Origin of the sequence: Nodularia sp. LEGE 04288 (assembly GCF_963896525.1) — a bacterium.
Classification (GTDB): domain Bacteria; phylum Cyanobacteriota; class Cyanobacteriia; order Cyanobacteriales; family Nostocaceae; genus Nodularia.
The window spans coordinates 14,198-35,035 of record NZ_CAWQOY010000121.1; the positions used below are offsets into that span (position 1 = coordinate 14,198).

Here is a 20,838-nt window from a genome sequence, read left to right on the forward strand (position 1 = left end):
CGACGAAAACCATTTAAAATCGCTGACCAATACCTAAATGCACTTTGCTTTCTCCCTGGTCATTAATGCCATAATCAGCCCGGATTAAGCCCAGAGGTGAGTCAATCCGGACTCCAGCGCCATAACCAAAACCTTGACCGGGTTTGCCCCGCACGCCGGCGGGATCTCCCAATACGGTATCACCAGAACCTAAGTCTGTGGCAAAATCGGCAAATACTACACCCCCCAATACTGGCACAATGGGGAAGCGATATTCGGCGGTAGCTAATACATAACTGCGACCACTACCAACTTCTCCGCCATCGTAACCCCGGACTGAGTTAGAACCACCCAAATTAAAACTTTCATAAGGTGGTAAATCACCAATGACTGTACCAGCTTGAAAGTTGACAGCGAATACTTGTGGCTGTGTATTATTACTGTTAAATAACTTGACTGGCACGTACTGAGTGTAGTTGGCTTTGAGGCGATTCATGGAAATATTACCTTGACCAACTGGTACAGATTGTTCTGTACTCAAACTGAGTAAGGAACCTTGGGTAGGATTAAAAATATTATCTCGGTTATCTTGGGAGGCGGTAAAGGATACCGTAGCCAGATCATCTATGCCGGTATCACTTGCCGAAAGGCGATTGCCCTGTGCGTCTATTGGGGTAACATTACCTTGGCGATCGCGAATACTGGTGCGAGTGTAGTTAAATCCCAAAGTGGTATCCCAATTATCCAGGGGTTGCTGGAAGCTGATTCCAGTACCAATCTGACCTTCCCGCACTTTGTCGCCATTAGCAAATGTAATCTTTTCATCCAAGGTTTCGGAAACTTCCCGGCGACGGAAAGCATTCACTGTATAGCCTAAGCGGTCTGGTTCAGTTACACGATAAGGACTGGTTAATTTAGTATTAAACTGCAAATCATTCCGACTGACACCCACATTTACAGACAAATTATCATTAATCCCCCGAATATTCTGGTCTTGATAATTTAATGTCCCCAATAATCCCAAGTCAGCGTTATAGCTACCACCTACGTTAATCGCACGCGCTCCCAATTCTTTAACTTCGTAAACTAAATCAACTTGATTCGCTTCACCTTCGTCGAGGGCAACATTCACAGTTTCAAATAAGCCAGTACGATATAACTGCTGCACATCTTGGCGGACAGTATTTTCTTGAAAAATTTGCCCAGGTTTGAGTTTTAATTGCTGTCGCAAGAAATCGGGTTGGGTGCGTCCTGTGACTGGTTCACCCTTGCTGTCAATGGTTTTACCATCGTCATTAATAAAGCGAAACTTAATGTCACCCACCACGCCTTCAGCTACATTCACTGTGAGGATTCCTTCGCGGTTGGGTTTAATCGATAGCACGTTTGCTAACTGATAACCATTGTCGGCGTACCATTGATCAATTTGTTTTACAGCTTGTTTGAGTCCTTCGGGACTGATAGGTTTACCGATTTGCGATTGGAAACGTTCTTGGACTACCGGATAAGTGAGTACTTTCGCTCCTGACAATTGCAGCGATCGCACTACCACTGGTTGCACCTGGTAAACTACATTCAATCCATTTGGCGTGGTGCTGCTATTGACGTTCGCACTAGCAAATAAACCAGTCTCCAAAATCGCCGCCACATCCCTTTGTAGTTGACTTTGACTAGTTTCCCCACCTGTTTGGGTTTTAATCAATTGGCGGACAATCTGCTGCAATTCTGGGGTAGTTCCCACTATTTGTACATCTGTAGCCGTGACGACTAAATTACTGTCAGTGGCAGACGAAGAAATCAGGAGAGGGGGAGATGAGGGAAGGGAATTTTCTGGATTTGTTGGCTTTAGGGCGACTGTGGGTTTTTTTTGTCCACCTGTTTGCAGAACTACATTATTTTGAGAAAATTGTGGAGTAGCTAAAGTTTCTGGGGATGAAATAGCTTCAATTCGTACAGGTGTTTCTTCAATAACTGGAATTACTGAATTTTCAGCAGCTTGATCCTGAGAAGCAATTGTGATCAATGTCGCCTTTGCTTGTTGGGTAAGATTGCTAGCTGCCAAAGTAGCTAAAGTAAGAATTGCCGCAGAAGAAACTCGCATGATATTTAGCCCAAATCACTGGTAGTTAGTTGTAGTCAGGTGAAATAATGAGGATAATACTAACTTCCAGCTACTTGGCCGATTGATATCCTCATTTATACCTCTTACTCAAACAGACAGTTAATTTGAATATTTTGTTTCTTATGCACTCACAACAATTCCGTATTCTTGGTAAATAGGACGGTGCAAACAAGATTAAACATTTGCATAAATTAAATATGCGTCTTCCAGAACCTTTGTTGGGACAATTCATGAATTGTCATATATGTCTCTTCTATTGTCCCCCGTCAGAGTTGGTATATAGCGTTTCCCTATCTAGTAGGTACTAGATTATCTGTGTTGATCTGTCTTGAAAAACTTTTCGCTGTCTACATCTGTGGTTAATTAACTTTCTTGTTTACCTTACAGAGGATCTGCTGGAGTGACGCTAGGATCAACTGGAACTGATTGTGCGTCAGGCTTGCTAGGAGGACCAGGAAGATTCAGTAATTGATCTGAGAGCAATTCCCACTCACCATTTCGTAAAACAAATGTGAATAAATGATCTATGTGAGATTCAGTTGTCTGAGGCGCATCAGGAGCCATAACAGCTAAATCATAATTGCGAACAGTTTTTTCTATAGCTTCTAAAGTTGCTGTATCTCCATTAATTTGAATGTTTTTGACTTCTAGCTTGGTTTGAAAGCCACTAAAACCAATTTTACGCGCAGCTAAAAAGTTTCGCCGCTCCAATGTTTTTTCAAAACGCGTTTTCAGCGCGACTGTAGCTCTTGCAGATCGAGGATGGCGATTTAAAGCAGCTGGAATATTGCCATTTACCAAAATATCATTGTCGGTTTTTAAGGCAGCTTCAGCAATGCTGACTAATTCAGTTTCTGTTTCTTTGAGTGATGCCGATCGCAGCAGATTGTGATTTTCAGCTTGTATGACTTGCGTGATTGTGAATCCACTGATGAGGATGAGACTAGCTGTTATTAATAGAATGAACTTGAGCTTAAACATTTATTTTCATCTGTTAATTCCTAAAATTTCAGTAATTGATTGTACAAAACAAATCTTATGTTTGTGAGCCTGTGGCTTGAGCTTGTGGGGGAATATAGCGTACCTTCGTCTAGAATTGGTATATATTACAGCCACTATCACCTAACTTTAGTATGAGTGATGTATCCCTATTGACCCCAAAAGCCAACGATAAGTTGCAGTTACTAGTTTTAAGCAACGGTCATGGAGAAGATGTCATTGCTGTCAGTATTTTGCAGCAACTCCAGGAACAAGAACACCCCCCAGATATCTTTGCATTACCTTTGGTGGGTGAAGGGCGTGCTTACCAAAAGTTAGGCATCCCCTGTATTGGTTCGGTACGCACCATGCCTTCTGGGGGCTTTATTTATATGGATGGAAGGCAATTAGTCAGGGATGTCCGTGGCGGTTTGCTAGCGCTTACCCTGAATCAAATTCAAGCTGTGCGTCGTTGGGTGCGTTCCCAAAAAGAATTAGGTAACAAGAGCGCTGTTTTAGCTGTAGGTGATATTGTTCCTCTGTTATTTGGTTGTTTTAGTGGTGCTAACTATGCTTTTGTCGGGACGGCAAAATCCGAATATTACGTGCGGGATGAAGAGGGACTATTAGCGAGGAAATCAAAAGCTGCACGTTGGGAAAACTTTTCTGGTTCAATTTATCATCCTTGGGAACGTTGGTTGATGAGTCGTCGCCGTTGTCAGGGTGTGTTCCCTAGAGATTCGTTAACTACGGAAATATTACAAGAGTGGTCAATTCCGGCTTTTGATTTGGGTAATCCGATGATGGATGATCTCGAATCCAGTTTTTCATCACCACAGTTTTCTAGTTCCGCAGCAGCTCAACAAGAAGTAGCCAGACCATTAGTGATCACTTTATTACCTGGTTCCCGTCCCCCGGAAGCTTACGCTAATTGGGAAGTGATTATGACTGCTGTGTCTGCATTGATGGCCAGTTTCTCGGAACGAAATGCGATTTTACAAAGTTCTGGAAATGTGGTATTTCTGGGGGCGATCGCACCTGGTTTAGATCAAAGTCTTTTATTGCCAACTATTCAATCCCAAGGCTGGCAAGTCCATGCAGAATCTCCTATCCCCATTACTGATCCTCATGCCTTGATATTTAAGCAAAAAAATGCTTATTTCCTGCTCACACAACAAGCCTATAATGATTGTCTATATTGGGGAGATTTAGCGATCGCTATGGCTGGTACAGCAACGGAACAATTTGTTGGTTTAGGAAAACCGGCGATCGCCATTCCTGGTCATGGTCCCCAATATAACCCAGCCTTTGCCGAAGCTCAAAGCCGACTTTTAGGAGCATCTCTATTTGTAGTTGACAATCCGGGACAAGTTCCCCAGGTGGTGCAATCTCTGTGGCAAAATCCTGATAGTTTGCAAATGATTACCGAAAACGGCATCAGGCGCATGGGTAAACCAGGAGCAGCGCGCAGGATTGCTGATTTTTTACATCAAAAATGGTGCCAATAGAGACAAGTTAAATTTTCACCCAACTAAACCAGAACGCAAAGCCCGAACTGCGGCTTGAGTCCGGTCATCAGCACAGAGTTTATTCAGGATATTCCGAACGTGAGTTTTGACTGTACCCACTGTGATATACAGTTGTTCAGCAATTTGCCCATTGCTGCATCCAGCGACAATTAACTCTAGGATTTCTAGTTCGCGTTGAGTCAAAGGATAGGTTTCTAAAACTTGTTCGTATTCCGAAGCCAGGGCTTCAATTTTTACGGTTTTCTGTTTATCCGCAGGTTGGTTTTCTCCGGGAATACCTTGGCGCATTTTCCGTAGTACCACATTGGCGATCGCTGGATCAATCCAAGAGTTACCGCCATGAGTTGCTTGTATGGCCTCGGTTAATTTATTAATGCTTGTCTCTTTCATGTAATAAGAGTCTGCACCTGCCGCAAACGCTGCCAGTACGGCATCTTCTGTGTGATCCATTGTCAAAATCAGAATTTTGGTGGCGTTCTGCCCAGTTTCGGCTTGGTAGCGTCTAAATTTGCGGGTGAGTTCAATCCCATCCATGTCAGGTAAACCAATATCGATCACTGCCACATCTGGTTTAGCCGTTTCCAAAAGTTTTAGTCCTTGAGTGGCATTTGCCGCCTCACCAATGACTTTGAGAGAGCTGTGAGATTGCAACGCCGCTCTTAGTCCCATTCTAGTCAGATCATGATCTTCAATTAAAATAATGCTTATTTCATTCATTGCTACACTCGCTGTTGATAATTGCATCTTGCGGAATATGACCTTTTTTATGCAGTTTATCCTATTTTCCCAAACCAAAGGTAGATGATATTTTTGCAATTCCGCATCCATCGGTAGAAATAGTAAATCTGCGGTTTTTTCACCCTAAATTTTGTTAAAAATCTAACTAAAGATATATCGTCATTTTGCCCATAAATCAGGAAAATTAAGACGAGGTTCTAATTGATGTCATATCTCCAGGAGTAGAAAGTTATTTAATAATATTCTAAAGCTTTAATAGAAATTCCCAAAAAAGATGAATAAATCAAAACAATTGAAAACTTCTATACTGAGGAAGATTATCCCAATTGATCATAGCAGATGATCATCATCCTATTCCCCAAGTGTTTCAGGATGAAGTTTTTGTGAGTTTTATAACTTTGCCAGTTAGCGATCGCCAAAAAAATACAGGCATGAGTCCAGCGCCGCTCACAAAAAGCCTCGAAACCGCAAAAAGCACCATGAATGGGGATTCCATAAGACATTTCCCAGAAAGTAAAGACATTCCATGTCACCTATCTACAAGGGTTCTGTCAGAGGCGAATTTCAATTCGGTAGATGTGTATGACTGGCGTTGGCAAGAATTTGAGCTTTACTTAACCTCAGCTACCGAGTCAGTCAAACTGTTCAGGCTTACGGTACATGATTTTAGTACGTAACTCTCACTAATGACTGACGACGGGCGTTAGCACACTCATTTACAATTGTTTTGAGGGTTAATAAAGTATTTTCTCTGACTTTATGTCAATTTCCTTGACTTGAGCAAACAGCGATAGTAAACCGAGATCAACCTCTGTAGTTGCGATCGCGAATCAAATCAGGATCAAGACAGAGAGGAGGATGAAAAGTTAAAACTTAAAAGTTGCTGGCTAGATTTTTCAGCCTGGGATCGGGACTAATTGGGGTAAAACTATGGCATGACTGCATAAATGTAGGATATTATCCGAAATTCCCTATTCTGAATCCTAGCGAATTTGATCCTAAAAATAAAAATCAATAGATGAGAGGGCAAAACTTGATGAAAATCATATCTCAAATTCAAACAAAATTATTGAGTGGGATAGTTGGAAAATAGTGATGCCATACATCAACCTGTATTTGACAGCGAAAATAAAAACCAATGAAAGAAACGCTGAGAATTTTGGTTGTAGACGATAATGAAGTAGATCGCATGGCAGTGCGTCGAGCATTGACTCAAACCGGTGTTTGTATGGAACTGTCTGAGGTAACTGATGGATATAACGCCCTGACTACTTTAAAAACTACTACTTATGATTGTGTTTTCCTCGATGATCGCTTACCAGATCAGGACGGGTTAGCACTGATCCAAAGATTACGCGCTGCGGAAATCAAAGTTCCTTTAGTAGTCCTAGCAGCCCAAAAAGATGAACAAAGCGCTGTCGAATTAATGAAAGCTGGTGCTACAGACTATCTTTCTAAATCTAGGGTATGTTCAGAAACTTTGGCACAAGTTTTACGCCATGCCATTCGCATCCACCGTGCTGAAATGCAGACAGCTTTGGCAAACCAGCAACTGAGAGAAACTAATGAGCAACTAGTTCGGAAAAATCAAGAACTAGAACAACAAAGACAACAAATTCAGTTACAAAACTTCAAGCTGTTGGAAGCATCACGGCTCAAATCCCAGTTTTTGGCAACGATGTCTCATGAATTGCGGACTCCGATGAATGCCATTATTGGATTTTCTCAAATATTATTGCGCCCTAAGTTCGGTCAGCTTACCCATCAGCAAATAGACATGGTGGAGCGGATATTGAATAATGGTAAGAATTTACTGATGTTGTTAAATGAAGTGCTTGATTTTTCCAAGCTGGAAGGAGGACGACTAGAGTTAAAGCCGGAATTATTTGATTTAACAAAAACTATCAAAATCGCCGTTGCCGAAATGCGTTCTTTGGCTGAAGCCAAGAAGTTGTCTTTGCGAGTCGATATAGATATGCAACAACCTCTGATATTTAATGATTCAGTGCGTGTGCGGCAGATTTTAATCAATTTATTATCCAATGCCATTAAATTTACTGATTCCGGTTGTATTTGGGTGGAAGTTAAAGAACTGCCGCAAAACCAATTGGCGATCGCCGTTCGGGATACAGGTATTGGGATAGCACCCAGAGATTTTAAACATATTTTTGAAGCGTTCCGACAAGTGGATCAAAGTATGACGCGCAAATATCCTGGTACAGGGCTAGGTTTAGCGATTATAGATTCCTTGGTGCAAATGATGGGCGGCAAAATTATTTTGGAAAGTCAATTAGGGGTTGGTTCTATGTTTAGAATTGAAATACCACGGCAACTATCCTTACCAACCAAAGTGGGCAGCCTTCCAGCTTTAAATTTCGATAGTCCCGATATTTTTTGCTCTGTTGAGAATCCTCATCAGTCCCTCCCCAAATCCAGTAAAGCATCAATGGGTTTTCCCCATCTGAAGCTATAAATTATTTATTCTCATAAACCGTTGATAAACCATGTCTGTTGTGGAAAAGCCAAAAATTGACCGTATTCTCGCCGTTGATGATACTAGAGATAATCTCATCTTGGTGCAAACGATTCTAGAAAGTGAGGGTTATGAGATTGATTTGGTTGCAGATGGTTTAACAGCTTTGCAGCAAATTGAACAATCTCCTCCCGATTTGATTTTGTTAGATGTGATGATGCCAGGAATTGATGGTTATGAAGTGACTCGGCGCATCCGTAATAATCCTGATCTTAATGTCAGCTATATTCCCATTTTGCTAATTACTGCTTTTCACCAATCCAGTGTAGTGGAAGGGTTGGATGCTGGGGCTGATGACTTTATTCGTAAACCATTTGATACAGATGAACTTTTAGCCAGAGTGCGATCGCTGTTGCGCCTCAAACACAGTCTGGACGAACAAAAAAAGATGGCACGTCAGCGCGAAGACTTTGTTTCGCGTTTAACTCATGATTTGCGTACCCCGTTAGTCGCTGCTGACCGGATGTTGGGGTTGTTTCAAGAGGAAACCTTCTGCAAAATTTCTCCGGAAATGAAACAAGCGATCGCTGTGATGATTCGCAGTAATGAAAATTTAATGCAGATGGTAAACACCTTATTAGAAGTCTATCGCTTCGAGGCAGGTAAAAAGACTTTAAACGATGTGGAGTGCAATCTACCAGAAATTATTCAAGAAGTCAGTGCCGAACTGACTCCCCTTGCTAGCGAGAAAAACTTAGTGCTGAAAATAGATGTGAGTAAATTAGATTTACACAAAAAAACTGCTGGTGTAGTAATGGGCGATCCCCTAGAACTACGACGCGTATTTAATAACTTAATTGGCAACGCCATCAAGTTTACAGATACCGGAGGGATAGAAGTTTGTATTTGGGAAAAATCAGCTAATTCTCAGGAAAAGGATTGGGTAATTATCGAGGTTACAGATACCGGTTATGGCATTGCGCCTGAAGACCAACCAACTGTTTTTGAGCGGTTTCGCCAAGGTAGAAATAAACGCTCTGGTAGTGGCTTAGGTCTGCATCTATCGAGCCGAATTGTAGAAGCACATGGTGGCACAATTGCACTGACCTCTGAACAAGGGCGAGGTAGTGTATTCACCGTCACCCTACCAAAATATAGTAGTCATTAATCATAGAGTTATTTTTCCTCTTTTGACTTAGCACTCAGCACTCTTAAGAGTCGAGGGAGAATTGAGCTTACCACGTAGCAGGCGGCGAATTATTGCCTCTAGATCCTCGATCATGTAAGGTTTACTGATGTAGTCATCAAAGCCGGTTGATAGGAGGCGTTCTCGATCCTCTCTACTAGCTAAAGCCGTAACTGCAAGCACCGGAATTTCGCAAGTTAGAGGTTCTTGTTTGAGATAATGCACAACATCGGTGCCGCTAAGACCTGGTAATAGAATATCTAACATGATTAGGTCTGGCTGATACTCTTTTGCCACTAGTAACGTAGTTGAACTGTCATTTTGACAAATGAATCTACAGCCAAGTGACTCAAGGGCATAACCAATCAGCAGTAGACTATCATCATGATCTTCCACTACCAAGATTAAGGGCTGCTGAGGATTTTGCTTCTTCTCATCACTCATGAATGAATGTGCCAGATACATCTCTTCTCCAGAAGATTGAATGGGGTTTTATAGTCTTGCTTGAGATAATAACCGAGACATCCCGCAAGGATAGAATCGATCTGATCCTGGATTGGCTCAGGTTTTGCTTTTGCCTATTTGATGATTCTTACCCACGTAAAAAACATCGGGAACAGAAAACTTCCAAGCTATAGGTTTAGCAAGTACCTCTTGATTATACGCAAAATTACAGAATATTTTTCACCGACTTTATAATAACTCGATATCTCAATTCTAATTCACCGTAGTATCTCCAGTTCTACTGATTACCGTAGAGTTAAAGATACAGAATTGTCATCACCTTTGATTCAAATTCTGGTCATGAATATAGTATTTATCGCCTAAGTAAGGTAAACATAAAAGTTAATTAACCCAGATTTAGACAGGTTGTGGCTGAACACAGGGTACACAGATTAATACGGCTAATTTAGTAGTCACTAGACCAGTAAACGCGATCAAAATTTATTAATCCAGTTTATGCTTATTGGTCAAAGTACGATACTTAGCTGTCTAGTCAATTTTTCTATTTTTTAGGATGAAATTTTATTGAGGAACGAACCACACCAGACGCAGAGTAAACCGAGTCATGAGAGTTTGAGTGGTCACTGAGCTTGTCGAAGTGTGGTTTTTTGCGTAAATCCTCAATACTTTTGCTCATGCTTATTTGACTGTAAAAGCAGTAAGTTGAAGCTTTTGCTAAAATTAGTCACATAACTTAACAGTCTGCACTCAGTTCGGACACTTATTTCAGCATGACCCCTACAAAAACTGTTTTCCAGTTGCATCCAGAGGAAGTTACTCGATTATGTTCTCACGTCGAATTTGATGAAAATAAGTTCAATCATCAACCGGGTAGTGTGTTGGGAAATATTGCGCTGATTGCAGGAACAACGGTTGGGGCTGGTATTTTGGCACTACCTGCGGTAACTCTACCGTCTGGGGTTGTACCATCTACAGTGTTGTTAATTGCTGTGTGGCTGTACACGGTAATTTCTGGTCTGTTGCTGGCAGAAGTTTGTGTGAATGCTATGCGTCTAGAAGGGCGTTTGAGTGTTGGGTTGTTGGCAATGGTCGAGGGGATTTTGGGGTTTGTGGGGGCGCGAATTGCTGGCGCTGCGTATCTGTTTCTGCACTATGCTTTGCTGGTGGCTTACATGACTCAAGGGGGAAATATTTTAGTCTCTGGGGCTTCTCAGGTGTGGGGACTAGAAAACATTCCGCCGGCTTGGGTGGGGACAATTACCTTCACCTTTTTATTTGGTGGCATGATGTACCTGGGGCGACAAAAATTCATTGAGAAACTCAACAGCGTCTTTGTGGTAATTGTGATTACTTCATTTCTGGGACTATTGTTTCTAGGAGGAGGACAGGTGAAGAGTATGCAACTGTTGACTCACAACTGGACAGCTTTGGGGAGTGCTGTATCAGTGATGTTGGTGGCGCTGTTTTTCCATAATGTTGTCCCAGTAGTTGTGACTCAGTTGGAAGGAGATATTCCCAAAATTCGGCAGTCGATTATTATTGGTTCTCTGATTCCCTTAATCATGTTTTTGGCATGGAATGCGGTAATTTTGGGCAGTATTAGTCCTGATATTGTCAACAGCACAGCTAATCTTGACCCACTGCAAATACTGCGGGCGGGTGGTGCTGGGGAATGGTTGGGGATTTTATTATCTATTTTCTCAGAGTTTGCGATCGCAACTTCGTTTATTGGTTTTGTCTACGGGTTGCTAGATTTTTTTAAAGATGTGTTCCCAGTTGCACAGGATAAAGCTTCCAGCCGCCTACCGCTTTATTCACTAATTCTCTTACCTCCTATGAGTTTGGGCGCAATTAATCCCAGCATTTTCTTTAACGCCCTGGATTTCGCGGGAACCTTTAGTATTTCAGTGTTAGGCGGGATAATTCCAGCATTAATGACTTGGAAACAACGTCAAGAACAACAATTAAATAGTATGAATCAACCGCTCGTTCCTGGTGGTAGAGTGACATTGATTGTGATCATGGGAATTGCATCAGTATTGATCATCAAACAAATACTGGCAATGAGTGGATATGATTAATCATTTTTTCTGAGAGTCGGTAATCTGTCTCAATTTGATCAGGATGTGCGATATATCTCAGAGTTGGTTATAACTTTTACAATCCTAGTAAGTAGGTCAACATAATTAAACATAAAACATTGAGGATATAGATCCCCGACTTCTCTAAGAAGTCGGGGATCTGGGTGTTACGTTTTTTTAGTTTGAGCTACTTATCTTCAAGATACCAGGATTTTAGTTAATCACGAATCATTTAGATCAAGTATTTCCCAAACCCAACCTATCGAGAATAAAAGCGTCTTCAAAAGCTAGTTCTCGCAAGCTTTCATAACGTCCAGATGCGCCGCTATGTCCTGCACCCATATTGGTTTTCAGCAACAGCAGATGATTATCTGTTTTGAGTTCCCGGAGTTTGGCTGTCCATTTGGCGGGTTCCCAATATTTGACGCGAGAATCATTTAAGCCGGCGGTAATTAATAAATCTGGGTACTCTTTGGCTTCGACTTGATCGTAGGGTGAGTAAGATTTCATGTAGTCATAATAAACTTTGTCGTTGGGATTTCCCCATTCTTCCCATTCCATTGCTGACAGAGGTAGAGAGGTATCCAGAATTGTTGTTACTACGTCTACAAAGGGGACATTGGCGATTACGGCTTTAAACAAATCAGGACGCATATTGATGACTGCACCCATTAATAAACCCCCTGCACTACCACCAGTAATTGCTAGGCGATCGCTTGCTGTCCAATTTTTAGCAATTAAATACTCTGCACAAGCGATAAAATCAGTAAAGGTATTCTTCTTGTGTAAAAATTTGCCTTCTTCATACCACTTTCGCCCCATTTCCTCGCCACCACGAATATGAGCAATGGCAAATACTACTCCCCGGTCTAATAGTGTTAATCTCGTGGATGAAAATGATGCCGGGTAAGAAGAACCATAAGCACCGTATCCTGTGAGTAATAAGGGATTTTTGCCATCTTTTTTAATTCCCTGTTTGTAGACAATGGAGATAGGAATTTTTGTGCCATCGGTCGCAGTAGCCATTAGCCACTCACTTGCGTATTGATTTTTATCGTAGCCACCCAAAACTTCTGTCTGTTTTTTTAACTCCCTCTGATTTGTTTCCATGTTGTAATCAAAAACAGATTGCGGCGTAATTAAAGAAGTGTAATGAAAGCGCAATATATTAGTATGAAATTCTGGGTTATTGCCTTCATCAAATTCATATGTGGGTTCAGGAAAACTAATATTATTTTCCTCGCCTGTGGATAGATTTTGCACCCTTGCAGTTTGCAATCCGCCTGTTCTTTCATAAATTACTAAGTGATTGGCAAACAGGCTTACCCCTAATAACAGCACATCTTCTCTGTGGGGAATAATCGTTTGCCAATTTTCTTGGGATGGTGCAGTTACAGGAGTTTTGACTAATTTAAAATTAGTGGCTTTGTCGTTGGTAACAATGTAGAAGTTTTGATTGTGATGGTCAACATCATATTCTACTCCTGTAGTTCTGGGGTGAATTATCTGAAATTCGCCTTGAGGATAATTAGCATCCAAATAGTGAACTTCTGTAGTGATGCTACTTTGCAAAAGCATCAAGATATATGATTGGCTGCGGGTTTTACCAACGTATAAATGATAAATATCATCTTTTTCTTCATAAATCAGCACATCTTTGGCGGCGGAAGTTCCTAATGTGTGTTTGAGAAGTTGGTAAGGACGATTAGCATCATCAATTTTGGTGTAAAAGCCCGTCTGATTGTCGTTACCCCAGGCAAAGGAAAAATAAGTTTCTGCAATTGTTTCTGGATATAATTGATGTGTGTTTAAGTCGAGAAAACAGAGAGTATATTGCTCTGAACCGCTAGTATCACAGGAATAAGCTAATATTTGATGATTGGGACTAACTTCAAATACACCTAATTCAAAAAAATCATGTCCTTTCGCTAATTCGTTTTCATCTATTAGGACTTCTTCGGGAGCGTCTAAACTACCTTTTTTCCGACAATGAATTGAATAAGCTTTGCCTTCTTCTGTGCGTGAATAATAATAATATTCATCTTTACGGAATGGCACTGATAAGTCTGTTTCTTTAATCCGCGCCAGCATTTCATTGTATATCTGGGTTTGCAGTGCTTCGGTATGCTGCGTCATTGCTGCTGTATAGGCGTTTTCTGCTTCCAGATAGGCGGGAACTTGCGGGTTATCCAGATCGCGCATCCAAAAATATTTGTCTATGCGGCGATCGCCATGCAATTCTAAAACCTCTGGCTGTTGTTCAGCAATCGGTGGCGTGACTATCTTTTGTAAAACCTTATCTTTATTCATAATTTTTAACCTAGGGAAAATATCCAGCAATTAGCTGTTGGGAAGGGAAGATGAACGAGAACTTTTATTTGGGCGATGAGAGTTTCTTTTGAAGGTACATAAGCCAATTGCTGGTATAACTCCGAGAATGATCGCTGTAAATCCTTGTTCACTCCAATACAATATAGGAGTCCGATTCATTTCTGGAATCAAATCTTGCACAAGGGACAGCAACCAAACGAAAACACTGATCAAGAAGAAGGACACGGAAGGGAGAAAAATCCACAACCACGCTTGTTTGAGGTAGCGCCGTAACACTAACCATTGGCACAGTCCCAGCCAAATCCCCGTGGAAATGTATGAAAATGTTGACAAAAATCCCCAAAGTAAGGCTAACTCAGGAGATACACCTTCATTGAAGGAACTGGCGATCGCGGAAATATATTTCACCCAGGCGATCGCAATGCTGTTAGCAATCAACCAACCTATACTGGTAGCCAGTATCCATAGCCAACCGGAGATATAACGACGCAGGATCAGGGCTTGATCGGCGGCAAAAACTACGGCAAACACGATGTTACCAAGTATTTTGACCCAATGAAAAGAATCCGCAGGGGGTAGGCCTCCCAGGATGTTTTTTTCTAAACCTATGCTGGCAATGCCACCGACAACCCACCCCAAGACTGTCATCAAGGTAAACTGGAGAAAAAACTTTTGTCTTTGGGGGCGCGGAATCAAGAATTTTCCTGGGTGGCGGCTAGATACCGCATCAGTTGGACTATTCGAGTCAGTTTGCATATTAAGTTAACTATTGTTGTTTGAGGCGAACCTCCTGAAAAAGCGTAATCTCAGAATGATAAGCTAAACAGTGGCATAAATATAATGACTTAGGATGAAGTGTTAAATGGGTGTTTCGTTAACGGCTCCTCATCTCCTCCGGGCGGCGCGTGGTGAAGTAGTAGATCGTCCCCCCGTCTGGATGATGCGACAAGCGGGACGATATATGAAAGCATATCGAGATTTAAGGGAAAAGTATCCTTCTTTCCGCGATCGCTCGGAAATTCCTGAAGTGGCGATAGAAGTTTCCCTGCAACCTTGGAGAGCATTCCAGCCAGACGGAGTGATTTTATTTTCCGACATTGTGACCCCGTTGCCTGGTTTGGGCATTGAGATGGACATTGCGGAAGGTAAAGGCCCAATCATTAACTCGCCCCTTCGTACCCAAGAACAAATTGACCGCCTGCGTCCTTTAGAACCAGAAGCATCACTCCCGTTTATTAAGACCATATTGCAGGCGTTACGCCAAGAAGTAGGCAATCAGTCAACTGTTTTAGGCTTCGTGGGTGCGCCGTGGACTTTAGCTGCTTATGCAGTGGAGGGTAAAGGTTCCAAAACCTACTCGGTGATTAAAAATATGGCGTTCTCAGATCCGACGATGTTACATCAGCTCTTAGCTAAATTTGCTGATGCGATCGCCGTTTATGCACGCTATCAAATTGACTGCGGCGCTCAAGTTGTGCAGATGTTCGATTCTTGGGCTGGTCAATTGAGTCCCCAAGATTATGACACCTTTGCTCTGCCTTATCAGCAAAGAGTTTTTCAGCAAGTCAAGCAAACTCATCCTGATACACCGTTGATTTTGTTGGTTAGCGGTAGTGCAGGTGTGCTAGAAAGAATGCCTAAATCTGGTGCAGATATTGTCACTGTCGATTGGGCTGTGGATATGGCGGAAGCAAGAGCCAGATTAGGCAAACACGTCAAAGTCCAGGGAAATCTTGACCCAGGTGTGTTATTTGGTTCTAAAGAGTTTATCCGCGATCGCATTCTGGATACAGTGCGTAAAGCTGGTAATTGGGGTCATATTCTCAATCTTGGTCATGGTGTACTACCAGAAACTCCAGAAGAAAATGTGGCTTTCTTTTTTGAAACAGCAAAACAACTCAAATCTGTAGAAGTTTAATCAGGAAAGCTTGAATCTAGTCAAAACCACTGTAGAGACGTTCCATGGAACGTCTCTATATCCTTTGTCACCAGATGTCTATTAAAAGCAGTGGTAAAAAAATCAATTATCTAACCACAGAGGCACAGAGAACACAGAGTTAAGAGTGGAACTTTTAAGTTTATTTTTAACTCTTAAGTTTTAATTACTAATTTATTTTAAATCTTACTATGAATCAGAAACGGATTTTAGTGACAGGTGCAAGCGGTTGTGTAGGTCACTACATCTCAGAAGCCTTAATTCAAAATACTAATCACGAGTTGTATTTACTGGTAAGAAATCCGCAAAAATTGCAAGTTGATATTCAGGCGCGTCCAGGTATCACTGTTTTGCAGGGTGATATGCAAAAAATTAGCCTGTTGGCTGATTTACTCCCCACAATTGATACAGCAGTCCTCACTGCTACGGCTTGGGGTGGTGATGAGACATTTGATATTAATGTCTCCAAGACTCTAGAATTGATGCAAATGTTAGATCCGCAGCGCTGTGAACAAGTAATTTATTTTTCTACAGCTAGTGTTTTGGATAGATACAATCAACCCCTGAAAGAAGCTGGGGAAATTGGGACAGATTATATTCGTTCCAAATATGATTGTTTACAAAAAATGTCGCAGCTAGAAATAGCCCCGAAAATTACTAAGGTTTTCCCAACTTTAGTTTTAGGTGGTGATGATAAAAAACCTTATTCTCATTTGACATCGGGAATACCAGAAGTAACCAAATATATTAATTTAATTCGATGTTTGCAGGTAGATGGTAGTTTTCATTTTATCCACGGGCGAGACATTGCGACTGCTGTACAATATTTAATTGATTCTCCTCCCCAGGAAAACGAACCACGCAAGTTTGTTTTGGGACAACAAGCGTTAACAGCTAATCAAGCAGTGGAAGAAGTCTGCGCCTATTTGGGTAAAAAGATTTATTTCCGCATTCCGCTATCGTTAGCATTAGCTAATTTGATTATTGCTGTATTTCGGATTCAAATGGCTGCTTGGGATAGATTCTGCATGAACAATCGTCATTTTAGTTATGAAAATGTCATCAATCCCGCTAGCTTTGGTTTACCAAATTACTGTGCCACTATGAGCGATGTTTTAAAAATTAGTGGTGTCAAAGGGGGGAAAAATTGAAGACAAAATCACAGTTCAATATTAATTCTTCATAGCCTGTTCCCACCAACTTCGGAGAGAATGACCTGTGCCTGGTAAATACCGTGCCTTAAACCGAATCGCATTGAGTATATCACTTAGTTTTGAAGAATCAACCCCTGCGGACTCTGACCAATGTTTGATGATATCTAGAGTTGATAAAATTTGCAGGTCTGGGGCTGTTTGTTTAAAAAACGGGATCGCTCGTTTGTCATCAGTTGCGATCGCCCATTTTCGGTAAACTGCGATCGCACAAGTTGCAGACTCACCATCATCACCCAGAATAGCAGCATAGTTTACAAATAATTCGTCCTCTTCTGCTGCAAAATCTACAACCATTAGTAGACCTTGTTTAATAGCTTCCTCAAACTGGATTGCACCCTCGTTATCCTCTTCCTTCAGCCGTTGTAGAGTCTTTAATTCGTCTTGTACAACTTTAGTAAGTACAACCTCAGCAGGAATAGATTTCAAGATTGCTAAAAATTCCCCTGACGCACAAAAGTTGAGAATACAGCAAGCATCAAGAAGAACGTGGGAGTGAGTAATTTGCATAAATTGTCCTCACTTCCCACCAGTCTCTGTCTGTCGCAAATCAAAATCTGTATCTTCCTCCATCATTCCGCTTGAATACTCTCTTAATGCTTCGGCAATGCGACGGGCTTCTAAGCGGTCAACACAAAGGAAATCAGCAAAACGCCCTTCAGTAATCAAACCCTGATCGAATGCCTCAATTGCTAGGTGTTGATAGTGAAGTGGCATCATATCAATTCTTTGCGGGATTTGTTCTAAGCCAAGTTCTTCCTGTACCTTTCTGACTTTTAAACCTCTATCTCGTAATTTATCCCAAGTCCCTGAAGGCAGCAGTTCCATTTCTTCTAAGCGATAAACAAGTGCTTCTACAGAAACACCATAGTAATGAGCGAGTGTAAATAAATTCGTTGGAGTGAATTTGCCGTGTGTACGATACATATCATTAAACCGTTTGAGCAATCCACTTGTCGGCATCAGAAAATATTTGGGGAAAGTCTCCGCTAATTGCTCACTTTCGGGAAATCTTTGATACTGTCCATCATAGTGAAACTCAGGTTTTTGTCGATGTGCTAAAAAGTGAAGGTATCCATGCGCCATTGACCAACGTCTTCGTTCCTCTGGGTGATTCGCATTGATTGCCATACAACCGCCGAGTTGTTCGTTGTAACTATATACTTCTGAGTATTTTTGTGGCATCTTCAAATAGAAGATACGTAAACCCACATCTTGCTCTAGAACGTCCCGCAGTCTGGAAATTGGCGCGTCTCCCAGTCCTAGCCGTTGACGCTCTGCAACTGCTATACTTTCCGCAGCTGCCTTGATGGGCATATTTGTTACCTCATATTCTAGAGGATAATTCTGCGGTAGTGGTGCGTCCATAATCTTCTCAAGTTCTAGATAATTTTGGCACAATTCCTCTAAATGAACGATGAATGGCTTAATTTCAGTTTCTTGCTCTTGACTGCGTTGATAGACTGCCCGAAACTGCACCTCAAAAGGTTGTACCACAGGACGCGATCGCACGAATTCACTCACAGAACGTCCGTAGGCGCGAGCCAGTTTAATCAGTTCATTGGCCTTGAGACGGCGTTCTCCTTTCTCAATAGCAATCACAGTAGTGCGTGCAGCATCAATCACCTTAGCTGCATCAGCCTGAGTCATTCCGCACTTTTTGCGTGCTTGTTGCAGGAGTTCACCCAATATCCGCAGGTCAATGTTATCCAGGATGTTGGTAGCCATAATTTTTATCCCTCAACCTTGTTGAGATGAGACTACGTATCTGCTAGATGCCTTCTGATAACTACTTTTATTTAATAATCCCTCTGCAATCTGCGATTCCACAGCATTCCATTCGGAAACGTAATTTTGATAGAGTTGAATTAGACGAATTCGCATATCAGCAGGCAATAAATTTTCTGCTACAGCAGTTCGATCAACAATGTCATCCAGCTCAGGAAACTTTTTAGTCAGATTTTTCCAAGGTTCATCTGAGAGACCAAATAAAGAGTCTAAGGTTTGAATCTGTGCCTGCATATTCAGGAAATATAAGCTTGGCTCTTTCACTGGACGCTTTCCATGCAAGACTACATAGCGAGTTCTATCTTTTATGCTACTGGCTGCAAGTGATTGTCGCCTTAAAATACAAGAGGAACAGTAACCACATTGAACTGGCTTTTGGCGATGTGGACTGTCACAGGACATAGTGAAAGGTGGTAAATCGTCTCTCCCATTTTTAGCCAATGCTTTACACATTTCGGCTTTAGTCCAAAACAGAAAGGGGTTTTTTACCTGGAACTCTTCTCCTAAAAGCTCAGAAACTAGATCACTTACCATGAGCAAAGTCAGAGGATGAACAGAACGAGAGTGATCCAACCCCACAGCAGATTCACGATATGGAAGGTTGATTGCACCCATTCCGTTTTCATAAAGATAAAGAACTTGTTGCCCCATAAGGTACGCACAAGCAGAACCAATAAGAGTGAAGACAACACCCCGCGCACGGGAAAGTTTGTTTTTATGCTGCTCACTACTTTTATTAACCTTAATTGGGACGCGGAAAAGATTGCAACTACCAGGGAAAATAGACTGAATTTCCTTATATACTCTTTCCTGATGGGGATATGTAGGACTCTTGTTACTGCCAGTTCCAAACAAGACGAACTGTTTTTCTGGATACATTAACAGGCGAGTGTACAAACCCGCCAGCGCATCGAGTCCACCACTCCACAACGTCACTTCACATCCTTGGGGTGCTATGGGAAGAGATTGGTGTTCAACAAGGCGTTCCGGTGCAATCCGTTTTTGAAAGTCGAAAACCCATTCGGTATCAGTTGTCCATTTAAGCAGGTCATCTAGTTTTGTGCGAAATGGTTCAGCACTCAGCAATTCTGGATGACGTAATGGCAATATCACATGAAAGCGGCGCTGCTTCTCTGTAAGACTTTGAGGGGCAAGACGGTCTGAAGTATATATGGCAACAGCAAGGTCAATGAGATCGGCAACAATAGCTGGAAACTCTACCTTAACCCTATATTTGAACTCTATATCATCTACATTAATACCAATAATTAGCTTTTTATTCTTAGAGTGATCAACAAACAGCACAGATCCATTCTTATTAGACACAGGTTGAAAGTGCAAGGTGTAATCGCTGTAATCACTTTCATGAGATTTTTGTTGAAACGAAGGTCTGTAGTTCATAGCAGATCCTCCTCAAGGTCTATTGCTTTAACTTGCGATCGCCGACTTCGTTTTAGCTTGGCTACATCATCATCTATATTCGCCTTTTTTGCCCATTTACTGATCTGGTCATAAATATCTTTCCTTATTGCTTTTGCACGCTCTGTAAAAGTTAAAATGTCAAATTTTTCGTGGTGATTGGGAATGAGTGGAATTCGTCCTTCAAATTCTGATACATACACTTTTTGCATATATCCTTCTGTTATGGCCTCTGCAATCGTGCTGGTTTCAAATTGCTGGCCATAACGTAAATCATGGAGAACACTTTTTCCAGCATCAAGGACAAGTGACTTAGTTCGATTTGGTATGTTGGCTGTTTGTACGAATCTATCAAGTTTTTTATTTAAATCGCCCCAAACTATAGATTCATTATTACCAGAGTCTTTAATTTCTTGGGTTAGGAGTTCTCCCATCTGCTTGGCTAACACAATAGCAGCAGCACCTTTTCTCTTGAGATCCTTTAAAAAGGCTTCCATCATTATCCAGGCACATTCGTTGCGCTCAAACTTTCCTTCACACAGGATTCTGTATGGCTTCTGATAAAGTCCTGAAAGCCCATGAAATCTATCCCCGTCAGGCAT

Annotated in this window: 17 protein-coding genes; 7 read left to right on the plus strand and 10 right to left on the minus strand. The window is 41.6% G+C overall.

Annotation, left to right across the window (positions count from 1 at the left end; all coding sequences use genetic code 11):
- Window positions 1–13: 13 nt before the first annotated feature.
- A complete protein-coding gene (locus AACX33_RS15470; RefSeq protein WP_193997015.1) occupies window positions 14–2,080 on the minus strand; it encodes a BamA/OMP85 family outer membrane protein in 2,067 nt (688 codons plus the stop codon).
- A gap of 402 nt (window positions 2,081–2,482) precedes the next feature.
- Entirely contained in the window at window positions 2,483–3,082 is a 600-nt protein-coding gene (locus AACX33_RS15475) for a hypothetical protein (RefSeq protein WP_193997014.1), read from the minus strand.
- 152 nt (window positions 3,083–3,234) lie between these two features.
- On the opposite strand from AACX33_RS15475, the gene AACX33_RS15480 reads away from it, so the two are divergent.
- Window positions 3,235–4,587 carry a lipid-A-disaccharide synthase-related protein gene (locus AACX33_RS15480; RefSeq protein ID WP_193997013.1) on the plus strand — a complete coding sequence of 451 codons (1,353 nt, stop codon included), beginning with the start codon at window positions 3,235–3,237 and terminating at the stop codon, window positions 4,585–4,587.
- A 15-nt stretch (window positions 4,588–4,602) separates the two neighbouring features.
- On the opposite strand, the gene AACX33_RS15485 is transcribed toward AACX33_RS15480, so the two are convergent.
- Window positions 4,603–5,325 (minus strand): response regulator transcription factor, encoded by a 723-nt coding sequence (locus AACX33_RS15485; protein ID WP_193997012.1) that lies wholly within the window; start codon window positions 5,323–5,325, stop codon window positions 4,603–4,605.
- Window positions 5,326–5,672: 347 nt separating this feature from the next.
- On the opposite strand from AACX33_RS15485, the gene AACX33_RS15490 reads away from it, so the two are divergent.
- The 3 genes from AACX33_RS15490 to AACX33_RS15500 all read left to right on the plus strand — a co-directional run bounded on the left by AACX33_RS15490 (window position 5,673) and on the right by AACX33_RS15500 (window position 8,987).
- Complete coding sequence (locus AACX33_RS15490; RefSeq protein WP_193997011.1) at window positions 5,673–6,023, plus strand: hypothetical protein; 351 nt, start codon at window positions 5,673–5,675, stop codon at window positions 6,021–6,023.
- Window positions 6,024–6,484: 461 nt separating this feature from the next.
- On the plus strand, window positions 6,485–7,819 hold the full coding sequence (locus AACX33_RS15495; RefSeq protein WP_193997010.1) for an ATP-binding response regulator: 1,335 nt from the start codon (window positions 6,485–6,487) through the stop codon (window positions 7,817–7,819).
- Between the two features lie 31 nt (window positions 7,820–7,850).
- Window positions 7,851–8,987: a hybrid sensor histidine kinase/response regulator gene (locus AACX33_RS15500; RefSeq protein ID WP_193997009.1), complete on the plus strand. Its 1,137-nt coding sequence runs from the start codon at window positions 7,851–7,853 to the stop codon at window positions 8,985–8,987.
- 27 nt (window positions 8,988–9,014) lie between these two features.
- Here the strand turns inward: AACX33_RS15500 and AACX33_RS15505 are convergent, their stop codons facing one another.
- Window positions 9,015–9,470 carry a response regulator gene (locus AACX33_RS15505; RefSeq protein ID WP_193997008.1) on the minus strand — a complete coding sequence of 152 codons (456 nt, stop codon included), beginning with the start codon at window positions 9,468–9,470 and terminating at the stop codon, window positions 9,015–9,017.
- Window positions 9,471–10,240: 770 nt separating this feature from the next.
- Between AACX33_RS15505 and AACX33_RS15510 the strand changes: the two genes are divergently transcribed.
- Window positions 10,241–11,551 (plus strand): amino acid permease, encoded by a 1,311-nt coding sequence (locus AACX33_RS15510; RefSeq protein ID WP_193997007.1) that lies wholly within the window; start codon window positions 10,241–10,243, stop codon window positions 11,549–11,551.
- 237 nt (window positions 11,552–11,788) lie between these two features.
- Here the strand turns inward: AACX33_RS15510 and AACX33_RS15515 are convergent, their stop codons facing one another.
- Together AACX33_RS15515 and AACX33_RS15520 are read right to left on the minus strand one after the other, a co-directional pair.
- Window positions 11,789–13,861, minus strand: a complete 2,073-nt coding sequence (locus tag AACX33_RS15515) for a S9 family peptidase (protein WP_193997006.1) — start codon at window positions 13,859–13,861, stop codon at window positions 11,789–11,791.
- Between the two features lie 30 nt (window positions 13,862–13,891).
- Window positions 13,892–14,638 (minus strand): hypothetical protein, encoded by a 747-nt coding sequence (locus tag AACX33_RS15520; RefSeq protein WP_193997005.1) that lies wholly within the window; start codon window positions 14,636–14,638, stop codon window positions 13,892–13,894.
- Window positions 14,639–14,744: 106 nt separating this feature from the next.
- Here AACX33_RS15520 and hemE point away from each other — a divergent pair, with 106 nt between their 5' ends.
- Together hemE and AACX33_RS15530 are read left to right on the plus strand one after the other, a co-directional pair.
- Window positions 14,745–15,800 (plus strand): uroporphyrinogen decarboxylase, encoded by a 1,056-nt coding sequence (hemE, locus tag AACX33_RS15525; RefSeq protein WP_193997004.1) that lies wholly within the window; start codon window positions 14,745–14,747, stop codon window positions 15,798–15,800.
- 209 nt (window positions 15,801–16,009) lie between these two features.
- Entirely contained in the window at window positions 16,010–16,969 is a 960-nt protein-coding gene (locus tag AACX33_RS15530) for an NAD-dependent epimerase/dehydratase family protein (RefSeq protein WP_193997003.1), read from the plus strand.
- Window positions 16,970–16,990: 21 nt separating this feature from the next.
- Here the strand turns inward: AACX33_RS15530 and AACX33_RS15535 are convergent, their stop codons facing one another.
- Genes AACX33_RS15535 through AACX33_RS15550 form a run of 4 tightly spaced genes read right to left on the minus strand, consistent with a single transcriptional unit; the run spans window position 16,991 to window position 20,838 of the window.
- Complete coding sequence (locus AACX33_RS15535; protein WP_193997002.1) at window positions 16,991–17,539, minus strand: hypothetical protein; 549 nt, start codon at window positions 17,537–17,539, stop codon at window positions 16,991–16,993.
- 9 nt (window positions 17,540–17,548) lie between these two features.
- Window positions 17,549–18,757, minus strand: coding sequence for an XRE family transcriptional regulator (locus AACX33_RS15540; protein ID WP_193997001.1), 1,209 nt, complete (start codon window positions 18,755–18,757; stop codon window positions 17,549–17,551).
- 12 nt (window positions 18,758–18,769) lie between these two features.
- Window positions 18,770–20,218 carry a 7-cyano-7-deazaguanine synthase gene (locus tag AACX33_RS15545; RefSeq protein WP_193997000.1) on the minus strand — a complete coding sequence of 483 codons (1,449 nt, stop codon included), beginning with the start codon at window positions 20,216–20,218 and terminating at the stop codon, window positions 18,770–18,772.
- Window positions 20,215–20,838 carry a hypothetical protein gene (locus AACX33_RS15550; protein WP_193996999.1) on the minus strand — a complete coding sequence of 208 codons (624 nt, stop codon included), beginning with the start codon at window positions 20,836–20,838 and terminating at the stop codon, window positions 20,215–20,217. Before AACX33_RS15550 ends, AACX33_RS15545 begins: the two co-directional genes overlap by 4 nt.